The 16,606-nt window shown below is 45.7% G+C and carries 15 protein-coding genes; 11 read left to right on the top strand and 4 right to left on the bottom strand.

Annotated features, from left to right (window positions below; translation table 11 throughout):
* Positions 1-32: 32 nt before the first annotated feature.
* The 5 genes from FTW16_RS01345 to FTW16_RS01325 all read left to right on the top strand — a co-directional run bounded on the left by FTW16_RS01345 (position 33) and on the right by FTW16_RS01325 (position 7,705).
* On the top strand, positions 33-731 hold the full coding sequence (locus tag FTW16_RS01345; RefSeq protein WP_132982604.1) for a DUF484 family protein: 699 nt from the start codon (positions 33-35) through the stop codon (positions 729-731).
* Positions 700-1,632, top strand: coding sequence for a tyrosine recombinase XerC (xerC, locus tag FTW16_RS01340; RefSeq protein ID WP_017061015.1), 933 nt, complete (start codon positions 700-702; stop codon positions 1,630-1,632). Before FTW16_RS01345 ends, xerC begins: the two co-directional genes overlap by 32 nt.
* Positions 1,633-1,647: 15 nt before the next feature.
* Complete coding sequence (gene yigB / locus FTW16_RS01335; protein WP_132982603.1) at positions 1,648-2,364, top strand: 5-amino-6-(5-phospho-D-ribitylamino)uracil phosphatase YigB; 717 nt, start codon at positions 1,648-1,650, stop codon at positions 2,362-2,364.
* 169 nt (positions 2,365-2,533) lie between these two features.
* Positions 2,534-5,032: an EAL domain-containing protein gene (locus tag FTW16_RS01330; protein WP_132982602.1), complete on the top strand. Its 2,499-nt coding sequence runs from the start codon at positions 2,534-2,536 to the stop codon at positions 5,030-5,032.
* A gap of 192 nt (positions 5,033-5,224) precedes the next feature.
* Positions 5,225-7,705: an EAL domain-containing protein gene (locus FTW16_RS01325; RefSeq protein ID WP_146489795.1), complete on the top strand. Its 2,481-nt coding sequence runs from the start codon at positions 5,225-5,227 to the stop codon at positions 7,703-7,705.
* A 180-nt stretch (positions 7,706-7,885) separates the two neighbouring features.
* On the opposite strand, the gene FTW16_RS01320 is transcribed toward FTW16_RS01325, so the two are convergent.
* A complete protein-coding gene (locus FTW16_RS01320) occupies positions 7,886-8,482 on the bottom strand; it encodes a tRNA-uridine aminocarboxypropyltransferase (protein WP_146489794.1) in 597 nt (198 codons plus the stop codon).
* Positions 8,483-8,484: 2 nt separating this feature from the next.
* Entirely contained in the window at positions 8,485-10,029 is a 1,545-nt protein-coding gene (locus tag FTW16_RS01315) for a COG3650 family protein (protein WP_146489793.1), read from the bottom strand.
* 39 nt (positions 10,030-10,068) lie between these two features.
* On the opposite strand from FTW16_RS01315, the gene FTW16_RS01310 reads away from it, so the two are divergent.
* Positions 10,069-10,536 carry an EVE domain-containing protein gene (locus tag FTW16_RS01310; protein WP_017633148.1) on the top strand — a complete coding sequence of 156 codons (468 nt, stop codon included), beginning with the start codon at positions 10,069-10,071 and terminating at the stop codon, positions 10,534-10,536.
* Between the two features lie 74 nt (positions 10,537-10,610).
* On the opposite strand, the gene FTW16_RS01305 is transcribed toward FTW16_RS01310, so the two are convergent.
* On the bottom strand, positions 10,611-11,438 hold the full coding sequence (locus tag FTW16_RS01305; RefSeq protein WP_146489792.1) for a Cof-type HAD-IIB family hydrolase: 828 nt from the start codon (positions 11,436-11,438) through the stop codon (positions 10,611-10,613).
* Positions 11,439-11,614: 176 nt separating this feature from the next.
* Entirely contained in the window at positions 11,615-12,601 is a 987-nt protein-coding gene (locus FTW16_RS01300; RefSeq protein ID WP_146489791.1) for an alpha/beta fold hydrolase, read from the bottom strand.
* An 81-nt stretch (positions 12,602-12,682) separates the two neighbouring features.
* Between FTW16_RS01300 and rhtB the strand changes: the two genes are divergently transcribed.
* The 5 genes from rhtB to FTW16_RS01275 all read left to right on the top strand — a co-directional run bounded on the left by rhtB (position 12,683) and on the right by FTW16_RS01275 (position 16,567).
* Positions 12,683-13,300 (top strand): homoserine/homoserine lactone efflux protein, encoded by a 618-nt coding sequence (gene rhtB, locus FTW16_RS01295; RefSeq protein ID WP_048610767.1) that lies wholly within the window; start codon positions 12,683-12,685, stop codon positions 13,298-13,300.
* A gap of 45 nt (positions 13,301-13,345) precedes the next feature.
* Positions 13,346-14,566: an EAL and HDOD domain-containing protein gene (locus FTW16_RS01290; RefSeq protein WP_146489790.1), complete on the top strand. Its 1,221-nt coding sequence runs from the start codon at positions 13,346-13,348 to the stop codon at positions 14,564-14,566.
* A 99-nt stretch (positions 14,567-14,665) separates the two neighbouring features.
* Positions 14,666-15,007: an ArsR/SmtB family transcription factor gene (locus FTW16_RS01285; RefSeq protein WP_146489789.1), complete on the top strand. Its 342-nt coding sequence runs from the start codon at positions 14,666-14,668 to the stop codon at positions 15,005-15,007.
* Positions 15,008-15,048: 41 nt separating this feature from the next.
* Positions 15,049-16,050, top strand: a complete 1,002-nt coding sequence (locus FTW16_RS01280; protein WP_146489788.1) for an ArsJ-associated glyceraldehyde-3-phosphate dehydrogenase — start codon at positions 15,049-15,051, stop codon at positions 16,048-16,050.
* 25 nt (positions 16,051-16,075) lie between these two features.
* A complete protein-coding gene (locus tag FTW16_RS01275) occupies positions 16,076-16,567 on the top strand; it encodes a cyclin-dependent kinase inhibitor 3 family protein (RefSeq protein WP_146489787.1) in 492 nt (163 codons plus the stop codon).
* Positions 16,568-16,606 lie beyond the last annotated feature (39 nt).

Here is a 16,606-nt window from a genome sequence, read left to right as displayed (position 1 = left end):
CCAATAGATTCATAAAACATAAAGGATAGGTTTTGTCTTACGTTGAAGCCGACGCACTCACCGCAGAAGTGGTCGCGGAATATTTACGTGATAACCCAGATTTTTTCCAAGACAGAAAAGATTTGGTTGATCGCCTTGCTATCAATAACGTTGAGCAGGGCGCTGTTTCTCTGGTTGAGATTCAGCTTAAACGCCAGCGTCATCGAATCGAAGAGCTTGAAGAAGAGATCACTGGCTTGATGTCGTTGGCGGCAAATAACGATAAAACCTTCTATGAGTTTATGGATCTGCAAGCGCAAGTGCTGAAATGCAGTGACTTCATGCAGGTGATAAAGGCCGTTGAACAAAAAGCGTTAGACCTTGGGCTTAAGGCTCATGTTCGAATTCTTTCACAATCGGGTTTTTATCATTTAAGTGCTGAGGGCTACTCTAAGTTTTCGCTGAACCATTTCAATGGCAAAGATGCTTATCTTGGGCGCTTGAGAAAAGCCGACAGACACGATTTGTTTGGTGATTATCCAGTTCCAGAGCTAGGCTCTTATGTAGTACTACCGCTTGCTAAGCAGTCTCCATTGGGGTTGCTCGCCTTTTCTAGTGAAGAAGGCGGACATTTCCAACCCCATATGGATACGCTCTTTTTACGTCATTTAGCACTTGTTGTCGCTCATTTGGCGGACACCTTACCTTGGCAGATAAATAATGAGCCTAGAGCCCAAAATACCTCTTCCTAACAGCCTTCAAAAGCCACTTTCTCGCTTCTATGAGTATCTCAGAAGCGAGAAGGGACTCAGCCTACACACTCAACGTAATTACAAACAACAACTTGAAACTATGGCCGGTCATTTAGTCACACTAGGGCTAAAGGATTGGGGCCAGGTCGATGCAGCGTGGGTAAGACAACTTGCCAGTAAAGGCATGCGTGAGGGAATGAAAGCAAGCAGCATTGCAACACGCTTATCTTCACTGCGCAGTTTCTTTGATTTTCTTGTGTTGCGTGGAGAAATGACGGCCAATCCAGCCAAAGGTGTTTCTGCTCCACGTAAACAGCGTCCTCTGCCTAAAAACCTCGATGTTGATGAGGTTGGACAGTTGCTTGATGTTAACGAGGACGACCCACTGTCGATTCGTGACCGCGCGATGATGGAAGTGATGTATGGCGCTGGGTTACGACTGGCAGAACTGGTCGGTATTAACCTCAAAGATGTGTTGGGTCGCCAGGGTGAAATCCGAGTCATCGGTAAAGGCGATAAAGAACGCAAAGCGCCTTTTTCTGGTTTAGCTAAAGAGTGGGTCGATAAATGGCTTAAAGTTCGTGGTGAGTTGGCTTCACCGGGTGAAACCGCACTGTTTGTCTCGAAGTTAGGGACTCGTATTTCTCATCGAAGCGTGCAAAAACGTATGGAAGAGTGGGGAAAGAAGCAATCTGTCGCGAGCCACATCAGCCCGCATAAACTGCGTCACTCCTTTGCAACGCATGTGCTAGAGTCGAGCCAAAACCTTCGTGCTGTTCAAGAATTGCTTGGCCATGAAAACATCTCGACGACCCAAGTGTATACCCACTTAGATTTCCAACACTTAGCACAAGCTTATGATCAGGCTCACCCGAGAGCGCGTAAGAAGAACAAAGATTAGATTTAAGGGTTTACTATGCGAATTTATCGAGGGTTAAAGCCCATCAAAGCCATGACCTTTGACTTAGATGACACCCTGTATGACAACTGGCCTGTGATCATGAAGGTTGAGAAGGAGATGGCACAGTGGCTTTATCAAAAGCACCCAGTGTCGGCTTCTTTATCGCTCGAAGAGTGGCAGGGCATTAAGCAGCAAGTCGCCTCTGAAAACCCAGCTTTGAAACATGATGTCACCGTATGGCGTGAAACTCAGATTAAAAGTGGTTTGCTGCAATTGGGTTATTCTCAGCAGCAAGCAGAACAAGCGGCTCGAGAAGGTATTGAGCATGCATTATGGCTACGTAATCAAGTCAATGTTCCTGACGAAACGCATCGTGTGATGACTGAGCTTAGTCAAGGCATTCCTCTAGTTGCGATTACTAATGGTAATGTCGACCCACACAAAATTGGCTTAGGGCAGTACTTTCAATTAATCCTTAAAGCTGGCCCTGATGGAAGAGCTAAACCCTGCCCAGATATGTTTGAAAAAGCTCAGCAACACCTAGATTGTGACGCTGAGAATATTCTTCATGTTGGTGATCACCTCAAAACGGATGTCTATGGAGCCAAGCAAAATGGCTTCCAAGCGTGCTGGTTTAATGACACTGGTTCCAATTTATACCTCTCTTCGAAGGCGAGCGTGCTCCCTGATGTTGAAATAGACCAACTTAGCGATCTTATGCGACTAATTTAATGGCTTGGTAAGCTTATTGTGTCGCATTTATGATAGTGAATTGTTACATTAGTCGCCTATAAAAGCCTGATTAGGCTAGGATAATTGGCGGCTACTTTTTATCGATTCATTTCAGTCATAGCAGTGGTTGCGGGTTCTCTACTCCATTAGAATTTGAACAAGGGTTGGCATGCAAACATTTACATTTCTCGCAAATACTGAGGCGTTGTTTAGAGCTCAACTTGATCAGCGAGAATGGTGTGACAGCAAACAGTACCTTATCCAAATTTTCTCAGCTCAATCTTCAGATCTAGCTCGTCAAATCGCGAGTGTCGCTCTCAATCGTTTAAACAATGCGACGCTAATTGGTCAGAGTGCTCGTCATGTTATCTGTGATAATTGCCTTGAAAGTGCATGCACCTTAGTCATCATCAGTGAGTTCAACGAAACCCATCTAACCTCGGCAGTCCAGCCTTTTACGGGTAATCCAAATCAAGATAGCCAAGACTTAGCTTTGCAACTGCACCTTACCGAAGGCACCAAAACGGTCATCAGTTTGTGCGATCAGGTCGAAGGGCGTGATTACCCTATTTATAGCGCTTTTGAAAACCTGCCTTACGCATTGCCGATTGCTGGTGGACTGTGCCATGAGAATGAATTTGGCCGTTGGGTTATGTATAACGAGCAAACCTACCAGCATGCCTGTGTTGCTGTGGCTCTGACTAACCCAAGATTGAAGGTTTGGTCGGATGCGTACTCTGAGTGGAACCCGATTGGGATGAAACTGCGAGTCACACATGCGGTCGGAAATCGCTTATATGCGTTGAATGACAAGCCGGCGATTGAAGTATTCAAACATTACCTTGCGGATGGCAAAGACCTTCCTTTTAGCCAACTGATGAGCTTTCCACTTTATCGAGAACTTGGCAGAAAGAAGGGTATTTCAACACCTCTACGCATTAATGATGATGGCAGTATCGAGTTTGATAGCCCTTGGCATGTCGGTGAAGAGGCGCAGTTTTGTTATAACCACCCCTCTTTGACCGCGGAAAAGGTGCGTCACGGTGCCGAGATGCTAGCCATGCATCAGCCTGAGTCGGTGATCATCTATAACTGTGTATCTCGACTTGAGTTTATCGACAGTAAACTTGAGCTTAAGCCATTTGAAGGGATAGTGAATACATGTGGTGCCTACTGCATGGGTGAGCTATACCGCAATGAAGACCGCCAAGAGATACTGCACCACAGCCTGACTTATATCGCTATGCGCGAGTCTGACGAGGTTAAAGAGTTTCGTTGTGAAGATTTTCAGTGTGGCTCAACAGTGTCGCCATTGCTTAACTTGGTCAGAAATGCAGTCGCTGATCTCGACAGTATGAATACCCAGATGGAGAAAAAACTCCATCAACAAGCGCGTCGCTTAACCGAGAGCTATCGCATTGACTCACGCACTGGCTTACCGAACCGTATTGTACTGAAGGAGCGCCTCAATACGATTCTATTTAGTGAACACTTACTCACGTTAAAGCTCACGAATTTCCATCAAGTTAACGAAAAATACGGCTATCAGGTGGGTGACCAGTTACTGCTTGACCTGTCTAATCACTTTATTGAGCGATTGCAGCTTCGTGTCGTGAAGGAGCCTCGCGTGAAGGTTGAGCTGTTCAGTATTGGGGTCGGAGAGTGGGCGATTATCTTTAACGCCAGTGTTGGTAGTACAAAAATAAAAGAAGGTTTCGTTGAGTTCGCCGATGACATCGAACACATAAATTTTGAGCCATATGGTTTGGCTGATATTGATTACCTGTCTGTTTCTCTGTGTGGCGGCTTTGCTAGTCGTTGTGATTTCTTAACCGACAGCGGTGACGAGATCTTATTGAAAGCGATCGAAGCTCGACGTTATGGGGTGCGGAACAATACCCACATCACCAATGCCAAAGACATTCAGGTGAGCGAAGAGGACCGCAAAGAGCAGCTCGGTTGGTTGAGCTGTGTGAGCCGTGCGATTTTAGATCAGAACATCATTACCTACTCTCAGCCGATTGTGGAATCGGGCACTCACGAAATGATTGGCCAAGAGTGTTTAGTCAGAATCATGGAGTCGGACGGTACTATTGTGGCACCAGGAAAGTTCTTACCTATCATTGCCGACACGCACCTCTACACACGCCTTAGTCGACATATGATTAAGAGCACTATCGGTTATATGGCGGATAAACAGAGTTCGTTCTCTATCAATCTATCCCCACAAGATTTGTTGAGTGACAAGACGCTTGAGGTACTCGAGGCTGCGATCAGTGGTATGAACGATCCCACTCGACTTGGCTTAGAGGTTTTGGAATCTGAGCAAATCAAGGATTATGGCCGCATGATAGAGGTGTGTGATCACTTCCGTGCACTCGGGGCGAGAATCATTGTTGATGATTTTGGCTCTGGTTACTCCAATATTGATGAGATCATTAAGCTTGAGCCACAGATTATTAAGCTCGACGGTAGCTTGATTCGTAATATCGACAAAGACCAAAAACAAAGAAATATCGCTTCTCAGTTGGTTCGCTTATGCCAAGTGTTCAATGCTAAGACGGTTGCTGAATTTGTCCATAACCAACAGGTTTGTGAGATAGCAGAACAAATGGGTGTCGATTATCTGCAGGGTTATTACTTTGGTGAGCCTAAGCGATTGTTTTAGTTATTAAAACTAATGGGTTCTCATGCCGGCTGGCTTCGAAAATGCTCAATCACCATTGATGTCTGCTTTGTGGTGGAATAAGTGATGTCTAACTAACGTCACATTATTTATAAGACGATTGTAAGTATTCCGTGCAAGCCTTATCTATAATAAGCACAATAACAAATCATTAACCTAGCGATTAATGTGAATATGCAGTCGACTTCTCTCCTGATACAAGACATTGAGCAAACCCAACGTGAATTGGAAAAGATAGATTTTCATCAACACGAAAGCCTACTAATTCAGGTGTTTTCGTCTTTCGAGAAGGGTTCTGTTGCGGCTGCCTGCCAAGTGATTCAATCGACTTTCCCCAATGCCAAACTGATTGGTTGCAGTGCTAACCACTACATCAGCCAAGGCGTCATCCTGCACCAAGGTCTTTATCTGATTGTTACCCGTTTTGACGCGACGTCTTACTCTTGTGGTGTTGTCGAATATAGCGAGCAACCATTGGTCGATAGCCACGCTATGTGGCAACAGCTTGAGTGCAATGATAATACTCAAAGCATCATCTGTTTCGCAGACCGCTTGCAGATAAATAACCGAGTTCTATTTTCAGCGTTTGAGCAGTCGAGATATTTATTACCTATCTGTGGTGGTGCATCGACCATCACAGATAATGGACGATGGGTGATGCTAAACGGTATTTGCTATGAAAATGCCTATGTGATGTTGGCGCTGCACAGTGCAGAGCTATCCATCACTAAAGGTTATTTCACTGAATGGAACCCTATTGGCCGGACTTTCCGAGTGACAGGAGCCCAAGATAACTGGTTGGTTGAATTGGATGGTATACCTGTTCGTGAGCTCTACAATCGTTACCTCGCTGATGGCCTTGAATTGCCTTTTGAGCAACTGCATAATTTTCCTTTGATGGTTGGTGATCCGAAAGAGCAAAGGATTCACTTACCGCTCAAGGTGACGGAATATGGAGAGATAGAGTTCAGTGGCCAATTCCAAGTGGGTGATGAGGTCCGGTTTTGTTATGACCATCCCTCATTGACCCTGGAGCAGGTCCGACTGGGGGTTCAACAGCTTGCCTCTCATAAGCCGGAACAGTTTTTTATCTATAACTGTATCTCTCGCATCGACTTTATTGATGGCAACCAAGAGGTTGAGGTTTTCCAGAAGCTGGCCGACAGCTATGGCGTGTACTGCATGGGAGAACTCTATCAAGAGAATGATCAACAGCGAATCTTGCACCATAGCCTCACTTACCTCGCATTAAGAGAAGGCGAGGGTAAGGTAGTATTGCCATTAGATACACAACCCGCGACCAATATATCCCCTCTGTTTTCATTGATCCGAAATGCACTGCTTGATGTCGATGACATGAACAACAGCATGGCGAGTAAGATTCAGCAACAAGCTACCGCATTAACGGCGAGCTACCGAATTGATCACCGTACTGGCTTGCCTAATCGAAGTGTATTGCGTGAGAAGCTGTCGAAGATGAGCAGTGATAGCCACTTGTTAGCTTTGAAGGTCACGACCTTTGGTCAGATCAATGAAAAGTACGGCTATCGAGTGGGTGACAAGCTTCTGCATGACTTGAGTGAGTATTTTCAAAAGGCGCTGTGGCAGTTCTTTGATGAGGGATGTCAGCTCTACAGTATCGGTATTGGTGAGTGGGCAGTGGTGTTCGATAGCTGGGCGAGCCAAGAACATATTCATCAGCGATTCTCGGAGTTTGCCGATCAAACCGAGCATGTAAATTTCGAACCTACAGGTTTACCCGATATTGATTACTTGTCGGTGTCTATCTGTGCGGGTATTGCTAGCCGTCGAGATTTCCCAACGACCTCTATTGATGACTTATTATTGAAGGCGATTGATGCGAGGCGCAGTGCCGTCAGCCAGAATAAACACTTAGTGAGTGCTAAGACGTTAATTCAACTGGAGAAGCATCGCCAAGAACAACTTGGTTGGTTGTCGTGCGTGAGTCGTGCTGTGCTTAATCAGAATATTGTGGCGTGTTCTCAACCGATTGTTTCGGCGCATAGCCATCAGGTAGAGAGCTACGAGTGCTTGGTTCGAATTGAAGAAGACGGTCAGTTGATTGCACCGGGTAAGTTTTTGCCAATCATAGAAGGAACGCACCTCTATACACGCCTCAGTCGTCAGATGATAACGCGTACCTTTGATTTTATGAGTCAGCGAACCGATTCGTTCTCAATTAATTTAGCGCCACAAGATTTCAGCAATGAGAAAACCATTCTTCATCTTGAACAAGCCATCAAGAAAATCAGTCACCCACAGCGTATTGGTTTAGAAGTGCTGGAAACGGAACAAATTCAGGATTACGGTCGCTTGATTGAGGTGTGTAACCACTTCCGTGATCTTGGTGTGAATATTATTGTCGATGACTTTGGTTCAGGCTATTCGAACATTGATGAGATATTGAAGCTAGAACCACAAGTCATAAAGCTTGATGGTAGTCTAATTCGCAATATCGATACGGATAAAAAGCAACGTAAGATAGCGCAACAGCTGGTGAGCTTATGTCAGATTCTGAATGCTAAGACGGTGGCGGAGTTCGTACATAATGAACAGGTGTGTCGAATCGCAGAGGATATGGGTGTCGATTACCTGCAAGGTTACTACTTTGGTCAGCCTCAACGCTTATTCTGATAGGGAGAGTAAAATCTCTTTTCAACGAACAGCCAGAGTGTGCGTTTCACGTGAAACACTAAATGGTTCAATAGATTAAAGTCCGATGTAAAAAGGGTGAGCTTATGGCTCACCCTTTTTGTTTTTAGTATCTGTCCCGTCCTGAAATTTGTTTATTGCCTTCCCGCGCGCCTATTTGGTCTATTTGAGGGCATGGCCACACTTGTCGGCATGGAATACCTTTAGATACTGTTGGTAGTAGTCATCAATGAGTTTGGCAGGTTCACCCTCACCTAAAGACTTGAGTAACTCAACGCCCACCTCGCAAGTACACAAGTGGCCACTGTCTTGATTACGGCGCAAGGTGTATGAAGATACGCTAATGATGTCGAGGTGAACTTGTGGAACGGCTTGTAACCATGAGCTCTTGTTAAGCATCTTCTTCGCTTCTTGCCATGTGCCATCTAAGATGATGAATAGCGGTTTACGACTCAGGGCTTGGGTCATCACAGCTTGCTGGCACTCGATACTTTTATCACTTGGGAATAACAGAAACGGTTGCCGTGTTTCATCGTCAAGCAGCGCCATTAGCTCCGCTGGTGGTGTTTTCCTTTGCCATACAAGGGACCGACACTGATCAAGGGATTGCTGAAGCAGCTTTCCGGTATTGGTATCGCGCGACAGTTCATTCTCATGAGTGAGCAGTACAAGATCGATTTGGCTTTCGACACTCGGTATCAGGTGACAAATACATTGGTGAGTGAAGCCACAACCAGGGCAAGCTTGTAGGTTACTCATGTTTACAGCTTAACCCCACTTTGTGCAGGTGAGACACCATCAGCAAACAAAACCACATCGCTGATGTCAGCATCATCTGCAATTGGAGCAACACTTGGGTTGAGTGGGTAGCTCACACCAGAGTATGACAATGTGTGTTTCGCTGGTGTTGCACCGCCGCCGCTGACATTGAAGACCAGATCTTGCCAGCCGTGGTTTTGTGATTTACCTAAGCGTATGTCGCCCTTAACTAGTGTCACTCGGCTATTGAAGCGCCAATTATCTTGATGGTTTTCGAAAATCAGCAGTGTACAGCCACCAGAACCACACCAATCGAGTTGGGCGAACAGCTCTTCTTTACCGTCGCCATTGAGGTCGTAGGTCAGCCAGCGGTACTTAGTATCGTCTGGTGAGCTGTTGTTGATCTTAAAATACTCGCGGATCGCTTGGTCGACTTTTGGATCAAGTTGATCACTTGAGTTAACCTGCTTTGCGGTTAGATCCACGGCCTTGGTCGTGTTCATTTGTGCTTGTTCACTCTTGGCCTCAAATAGCACTAGACCGCCATTGGCAATCGGGTAGACAACGTTGCCCACTTTTTCTTTTTCAGCGACCAGTTTGCCGTTATCGAGCGTGAAGATACGCTCTGAGATCAGGTATTGCTGCTGGTGGCGAGTCATCACAACTTGAACCTGATTTTGGTTGAGTTGCTGCCAGAAGCCTTGTTCAACAATCGAAGGATCGCCATTGCTGTAAGAGTAAGTCGTGATCGCGCTGTGGTCATCGTTGAGCTCTAGGTTAATTGAGAACCCAGAGTTTTGTGTTGAGCTTGCGAAGTAGAGTCCGCTCCAGTCCAGAGTTGGATCTTGGTTAGATACTGTTGCACAACCGTTGTATTTGTTGTCATTAAGGTTGAGTTTCGCTTCCCAGCCATAGATCGAATCGCTCATGCCGTCGCTGCAACTCTCTTTTGTAAGGTTGAGTTTGCCTTGCGCTGCTTTACCTTCTAATTGGTAATCACGACTGCTTGGTGTGGTGCGGCTTGATTCAATATCGAGGATCTGTGGCTGTTCGCCCATCTTAGTGTATTTGAGCTGGTCTTTATCGAAGCTTGCTGACCAGAAAGGTTCATTGCCGAATACACGTGTTGAACGCAAGGGTTGGTCACAACGATCAGGGTTTTCTGCGGTTAGGATATTCACTTGATCAACCACGAAACGTGCCGTGAAATCTGCGTTATACCCTGTTTGGCTCGGTACGGTTAGATGACCAATCAGCTCGCCGTATAAGGCTTGGTAAGGTCTCGCTGAGAGCCCTTGCGCTTCTAATGCGAGTTCTGGTGTTAAATCTAACCAGTATTGTTGTTGGCTACCGCAAGGGGTGAAGGTTCGGCTTTCGTGGCCAACCACAACCTGACCACGCATGATGAAGGTTTGCGGTTGAATGCTCAGTGGCTCATCCAAGGTTGCTGGTGGAACTTCAGATTGTTGCGGTGTATCTGGCGCCGTTACACAACCTTGTAGCGCGAATGCGACTAGCCATGTCACTGGGTTTTTCATTACCTTCATGTTATATCTTCCTCGGAGCAACCGTTAATTGGATTTATTATGGCATATTGGTTATTTAAAACAGAACCCGACACCTTTTCTATTCAGACTCTTAGAGTACAAAAAACCTCTTGTTGGGAGGGTGTACGCAACTATCAGGCTCGAAACATGATGCGTGATGATGTCAAGCTTGGAGACTTGGTGATGATATACCACTCATCATGTAAAAAAGTTGGCGTAGCAGGGATCGCAAAAGTAACCAGAGAAGCCTACCCAGATCATTTTCAATTCGATCCCGAGAGTGATTACTACGATCCTAAATCTTCTCCTGATAATCCTCGCTGGATTATGGTGGATGTCGAGTTTGTACGAGTGACTGAGCGTTTGATTCCCTTAGCAACATTGAAAGCTATGCCAGAGCTATCAGAAATGCCATTGGTGAAGCGCGGTAATCGCTTGTCCATCATGCCTGTTACTGAACAGGAGTGGCAGGCCATCTTAAGCAAAGAAGTACTCGGTTCTCGCTAACCTTAGAGGAAGCTTTTAGCGTAAGGTTCAAAAAAGGCAGCCATTGGCTGCCTTTATGTTTTTATTGGGACTGCTTAGAGTAGGTGTTTTTCTAAGTAGTGAGCAACGGCGTCGTCTGCGTTGCTGCCAATCACTTCATTGTCTGGCAGAGCTTTCATCACTTTCTCGTGTGATGTGCCCATGATCAGGCCTTTACCCGCCATAGCTAGCATCTCAGCATCATTCATACCATCACCAAAGGCGATGCAGTTATCAAGAGTCAGGTTCAGTGATTTCGCAACCGCGTCTAACGCATGGCCTTTCGATACTTCTGCTGCCATCACTTCTAGACACCAAGGTGTTGAGAAAGCGATGTTCAGTTTGTCGCCAAACATGTCTCTTAGCTTTTGTTCAAACGTCACTAGGTATTCATGGTCTTGTTCTGGGTGTGTGAAGAAAACTTTCGCAATGCCATCACTCGGCGCGTTGTCAGCTTCAAATCGCTTGTAGCTAAAGCCAGACTCACTGTGGAACTTAGCCAGCATTTCATCTTCACGATCCAGCAACCAATCTTCATTTTGGTACATGTGAATGAAGATGTTTGGATCTTGGCGAACCACATCAATAACAGGCTGAACTAAATCCTGAGGCACGTTCTGGCTATACATTAGCTGATCATTTTGGTCGTGTACGCGCGCACCGTTTGAAGTGATCATGTAGGCCGGAATACCAGCAATCTCTCGAATACCCGCAACATCGACATGGTGGCGACCCGTCGCGAAGATAAAGGTGTAACCTTGGTCGTGTAACTTCTTGAGTGTCAGCTTGGTAAAATCGCTTAACTGATGGTTGGGAGCCAGAAGCGTACCATCTAAATCAGAGGCAACGATTTTCACGGAATCTTTAAGTGCAGGAATAGTCATTTAACCCTCATTGCAAAATGCTTAACCAATATCGACACCAGCCAATGCTAGCGCCCTTTGAAATACAATATCTCTATCTAGAAATTGTATGCCAAATTCACGCAAGAAAAGAGGGCAAAGCTCACTTACTTCTCTTCCTCTTTAGCACATATCTTCTTGGTAGGTTGCTTAGCGTGTTAGCTCTGGGAAAAAAACTGATTGATCGCATCCAGTGTTTGATTGCGGTATTCATCTTGCTCAAACAACACTTCATGCCTAGAACCTTCAATCAACTTAAACTGGCAATTAGAGTTCGTTTTCTTCAGTTTAGAGATGAACTTTACTTGGGCACTGTTGCTGACAATCTTCTCTTCCCCTGCTTGAATCAAAAGCAGTGGGATTTTGATTTGGCGAGTTTGTTGGATGGCCTGCTTGGCTGCCATTAACCCTTGCCACACCCAGCGTGTGCTCGGTCCGCCTACCTGCAAAGAGGGTGACTCGTCATACAAACGGCGGAACCACTGATAGCGAACCTTGCTGTGGCTCAGTAAGTTGTTTTCGAAAGGTTTTGAGTAATACGCTTGTTGGCCTGGCGCATAAGTTGGTTTAGCGTGATACGCGGTAAGCACTTGTCCAACAACCATCGCGATAGGTTTTAGGTACCATTCAGTGTTGATGCCAAACATCGGCGCACACAGGGTTACCTTATCAAACGGGTGATCCGGATGAGTCTGTAGATAGCGAGTCGCGATGGTACTGCCCATTGAATGCGCAAGAAGATAACGCTCGGTATATTTACTTAAGTCAAAACTGGCAATGATGTCAGACATGTCTGATGCATAATCATCGAACTCATGAATGTGACCAATGTCAGAGTCTGTTACCATACGTTCCGACTGACCTTGACCTTGGTGGTCAAATGAATAAACGTCATAGCCTTGTTGATAGAAATCATAAAAGAGTTCTTGGTATTTTAGGCAGCACTCGATACGGCCATTTGAAATAACGATGGCTTTGGTATGAGTCGGTGAGGTTAGGCTACACCAGTACAGCTTCTTTTTACCGGATGATGTTACATACCCATCTTTTCGTTGTTGCCAAAGAGTGGGGATCGGGTGTTTAATCGCTTGCTCGAACTGAGGTTCTTGCGTGTAAGAAAACGGGGCGACGCTGTGGTTTTCCATGGGAAATTACCTGAACTGGTGCATGTGAGAGCTTTATCGCTACTAATGTTGTTAGATTAAAGAACTAGTAAGGAAATGCAAATGGATACTCATGTTTGGCTTGCTTATGTCGTCACGGCGATATTGTTTAGTTTGGCTCCGGGTTCAGGTACCGTTAACTCAATCAGCAATGGACTAAGTTATGGTACCAAGAAGTCGCTCGCGTCGATCGCAGGCTTACAGCTCGGTCTTGCATTCCACATAATGCTGGTGGGCGCGGGTATTGGCGCATTAGTCGCTCAATCTGCGTTGGCATTCACTATCATCAAATGGGTGGGCGTGGTTTACCTTCTTTGGTTGGGTATTCAAAAGTGGCGTGACAACTCTAGCTTAGTGGCCTCACAAGAAAACTCGACGCTATCGAGTGGCAAGCTGCTTAGAAATGCGGTGCTGATTAACCTTACCAACCCAAAATCTATCGTATTTTTGGTGGCTTTGTTTCCTCAATTTATCGATCCCACACAACCACAAGCACCGCAGTTATTAGTGCTAGGTGTGACGACGGTATTCATTGATAGCGTTGTTATGTTGGGCTATACCTCATTAGCTTCACAAATGGGACGTTTTATTCGTTCAGATCGCATAATGGGTAAGATAAATAAAATCTTTGGTGGTATGTTCATGGGCTGCGGCGCATTGCTGGCTGCCGCTAAAGCCTAGTGAAAGCAATAGAGTTATAGTTAAATCAATTAGAGTTATCAAGAAATGACCGCTACGTACGTTGCTCGACAACCTATCTTAAACCGTAACAAGAACACACTTGGTTATGAGCTGCTGTTTCGTGACGGAGAAAGGAATGCCTATCCAGCGCATATAGAGTCTAACAGAGCAACGTATCGTCTGATTGTTGAGAATTTCTTGTCGGTTGGTCTTAACCCGTCGATCCCATCTTCACGTTGCTTTATTAACTTCCCGTATCAAAGCTTGATTCGTCGGTTGCCTTTGAGCTTGCCGAAAGATAAGGTTGTGGTTGAGATCCTCGAAACCTGCCAACCGACCAACGAATTATTAGAAGCCGTTAAAGAGCTATACCAAGCGGGGTACATGATTGCTCTAGATGACTTTACTTCGACGCCAGAATGGGAGCGTTTCCTTAAATACACACATATTGTTAAGCTCGATATCATGCAGATGGGCTTGGATGAGGCGTGTGATTTGGTAAAAGCTCATCAAGGGAAAAAGTTTAGCTTTCTTGCTGAACGAGTCGAAACCGAACAAGAATTCCAGCAAGCCAAAGAGGCGGGCTTTAAGTTCTTCCAAGGCTATTTCTTTAGTAAACCGGAAATCATCAAGACCAAGTACATCAGCCCTGAACAAGTGATTGCCATGGAGCTGTTCCAAGAAGTGTGTAAGCCGGATGTCGACTTCCAACGTGTCGAGAGCATCGTCGCGAAGGATGTCGCTTTGTCTTATAAGCTACTGCGCTTTGTGAACACAATGTCGCCTCGTCTTGAGGTAACTATTTCGTCATTCCGTCAGGCCTTGGTTTACTTGGGGCAAGAGAAGCTGAAAATGTTTGTTTCGCTGGCGGTGGCGTCTTATGTCTCTGATAAAAAGCCGAAAGAGTTGTATGGCTTGTCTTTACAGCGAGCGCAATTTTGTCAGCGTATGTCTCGTTATCAGGTATTTGAAGGGCACACTGAGCAAGCCTTTATGATTGGTTTGTTCTCATTGTTGGATGCATTGCTCGATCTATCGTTAGAGAATTTAGTTGAGCAACTGCCTTTGTGTAAAAGTATCAAGGTGGCTCTGCTACGTAGAGAAGGGCCATATGGTACCTTGCTCGCGCTTGAAGAGAGCTTTGAACATGCCGATTGGCAACAGCTTGATGAGCACTGCGCTGATTTAGGATTAAGCGTGGATCAGGTAAAAACGGAGCTTACCGAAGCTCGCCGTTGGAGTCATACCGTGACCAACAAGCTCTGATGTTTCTTCGTTAAACTTTTATGACAATTGAAACGCACGCCTTGACGTGCGTTTTTTTATAATTAATATATACGCATATCCATATATGAGTATGTAGTTATGCTTCCTCACCAATTTTTTAAATTACTGTCTGATGAAACGCGAGTGCGTTGCTTAATGATGATTGTGCGCCAAGAGTGCCTCTCTGTTGGTGAGTTGACTCAGGCATTACAAGAAAGTCAGCCAAAGGTTTCACGCCACCTTGCGCAGTTGCGCTCAAACGGCATTTTGACTGACGTTCGCCAAGGACAATGGGTTTTCTACCGCTTGTCCAAAGATTTACCGGGTTGGATGCTAAAGTTAATTGATGACCTTATCGCATCGAACTGTTTGAAAACTGAATATCAACAAGACATTGAACGCCTAGAAGCTATGACTTCACGCCCTCAATGTTGCGTTTAATTGAATATTTTTAGATTCCCCACTAGCTGAGAGAGCATACGATGACAGTTAAAGTAGGTATTAATGGTTTTGGCCGCATCGGCCGTCTAGCACTTCGCGCAGCATTCGATTGGGCAGAGCTAGAGTTTGTACAAATTAATGATGTAGCGGGCGATACCGCAACGTTAGCACATCTTCTAGAGTTCGATTCAGTTCAAGGTCGATTTCACCACGAAGTAACTGCAGAAGGCGATGAGATGATCATAAATGGCCAGCGCATCAAGACCACACAAGAGCGCGACATCGATGCGATCGATTGGTCTGGCTGCGATGTGGTTATCGAAGCGACCGGTGTTCACCGTAAGACTTCTTTCCTAAACAAATACCTAGAGCAAGGCGTGAAGCGTGTTGTGGTATCAGCGCCAGTGAAAGAAGAAGGCATCGCAAACATCGTTGTTGGTGTGAACGACAACATTTTTGAACCAGCAGTACACAAAATTGTGACGGCTGCGTCTTGTACCACTAACTGCATCGCTCCAGTAGTGAAAGTGATCAACGAGAAGCTTGGTATAGAGAATGCGTCATTTACAACGATTCACGATCTAACTAACACGCAAACCATTCTAGATGCGCCGCACAAAGATCTACGTCGTGCACGTGCATGTGGCATGAGCTTAATCCCAACAACAACTGGCTCTGCGAAGGCGATTGTTGAGATCTTCCCTGAGCTAGAAAACCGCATCAACGGCCACGCAGTTCGTGTACCACTAGCGAACGCGTCTCTGACTGACATCATCTTCGAAGTGAAGCAAGACACGACGGCAGAAGAAGTGAACGCGATGTTGAAAGAAGCATCTGAGAACGAGCTAAAAGGCATCCTTGGCTTTGAAGAGCGCCCACTTGTGTCTATCGACTACAAAGGCGACCAACGCTCTACAATCGTAGATGCACTGTCTACCATGTTGGTTGGTAAGCGCATGGTTAAGATCTACGCTTGGTACGACAACGAAATGGGTTACGCGACACGTACCGCAGAGTTAGTACGTACAGTCGGCTTAGCATAAACCTGAGCACTTAGGAGATAACACTATGACACACCCAACATGGCAATTAGACCTTGAACAAGGCGCGCTGATTCTGACTCCATGCCCAGGTACTAAAGACGCTGATCTTGATGCATCTCTGGCACAACTGAAAGAGCAAGGCGTTGAAGCTATTGTGACTGCGCTCGATGATGCAGAGCTAGCAAGCAAAGACGTGGCAGCACTTGGCGAGAAAACTCGTGCGCTAGGCATGCAGTGGTTCCAAATCGAAATCGAAGACGATTGTGCTCCGGGTGCTGAGTTTGCGGCGAAATGGTCTGCAGCAAGCCCAGATCTACACAAAATTGTTGATAGTGGCGCTAAGGTAGCAATGCACTGCATGGGCGGCTCAGGTCGTACCGGTTTGTTCGCGGCTCATCTGCTTTTAGAAAAAGGCTGGGATCTCGACAAGATCGTTCAAGAAGTTCAAGCACTGCGTCCAGGTGCTTTCACTAAACCTATCCAGGTTGAGTACATCAATGGCGTAGCGAATAGCTAATAGTCATCGGTGTTAGACAAGGAGCTTTTGGTATCTGGA

Source organism: Vibrio sp. T20, assembly GCF_007858795.1.
Taxonomy (GTDB): Bacteria; Pseudomonadota; Gammaproteobacteria; order Enterobacterales; family Vibrionaceae; genus Vibrio; species Vibrio satsumensis.
This window is presented reverse-complemented; position numbering and strand designations above follow the sequence as displayed.

What these genes read in the sequence shown, in the direction of transcription:
- FTW16_RS01320 (WP_146489794.1), bottom strand. Translation starts at nt 8,482, where the DNA reads ATGAGTAACCTACAAGCTTGCCCTGGTTGTGGCTTCACTCACCAATGT.
- xerC (WP_017061015.1), top strand. Translation starts at nt 700, where the DNA reads ATGAGCCTAGAGCCCAAAATACCTCTTCCTAACAGCCTTCAAAAGCCA.
- FTW16_RS01310 (WP_017633148.1), top strand. Translation starts at nt 10,069, where the DNA reads ATGGCATATTGGTTATTTAAAACAGAACCCGACACCTTTTCTATTCAG.
- FTW16_RS01300 (WP_146489791.1), bottom strand. Translation starts at nt 12,601, where the DNA reads ATGGAAAACCACAGCGTCGCCCCGTTTTCTTACACGCAAGAACCTCAG.
- FTW16_RS01285 (WP_146489789.1), top strand. Translation starts at nt 14,666, where the DNA reads ATGCTTCCTCACCAATTTTTTAAATTACTGTCTGATGAAACGCGAGTG.
- FTW16_RS01305 (WP_146489792.1), bottom strand. Translation starts at nt 11,438, where the DNA reads ATGACTATTCCTGCACTTAAAGATTCCGTGAAAATCGTTGCCTCTGAT.
- yigB (WP_132982603.1), top strand. Translation starts at nt 1,648, where the DNA reads ATGCGAATTTATCGAGGGTTAAAGCCCATCAAAGCCATGACCTTTGAC.
- FTW16_RS01275 (WP_146489787.1), top strand. Translation starts at nt 16,076, where the DNA reads ATGACACACCCAACATGGCAATTAGACCTTGAACAAGGCGCGCTGATT.
- FTW16_RS01280 (WP_146489788.1), top strand. Translation starts at nt 15,049, where the DNA reads ATGACAGTTAAAGTAGGTATTAATGGTTTTGGCCGCATCGGCCGTCTA.
- FTW16_RS01290 (WP_146489790.1), top strand. Translation starts at nt 13,346, where the DNA reads ATGACCGCTACGTACGTTGCTCGACAACCTATCTTAAACCGTAACAAG.
- FTW16_RS01325 (WP_146489795.1), top strand. Translation starts at nt 5,225, where the DNA reads ATGCAGTCGACTTCTCTCCTGATACAAGACATTGAGCAAACCCAACGT.
- FTW16_RS01315 (WP_146489793.1), bottom strand. Translation starts at nt 10,029, where the DNA reads ATGAAGGTAATGAAAAACCCAGTGACATGGCTAGTCGCATTCGCGCTA.
- FTW16_RS01330 (WP_132982602.1), top strand. Translation starts at nt 2,534, where the DNA reads ATGCAAACATTTACATTTCTCGCAAATACTGAGGCGTTGTTTAGAGCT.
- rhtB (WP_048610767.1), top strand. Translation starts at nt 12,683, where the DNA reads ATGGATACTCATGTTTGGCTTGCTTATGTCGTCACGGCGATATTGTTT.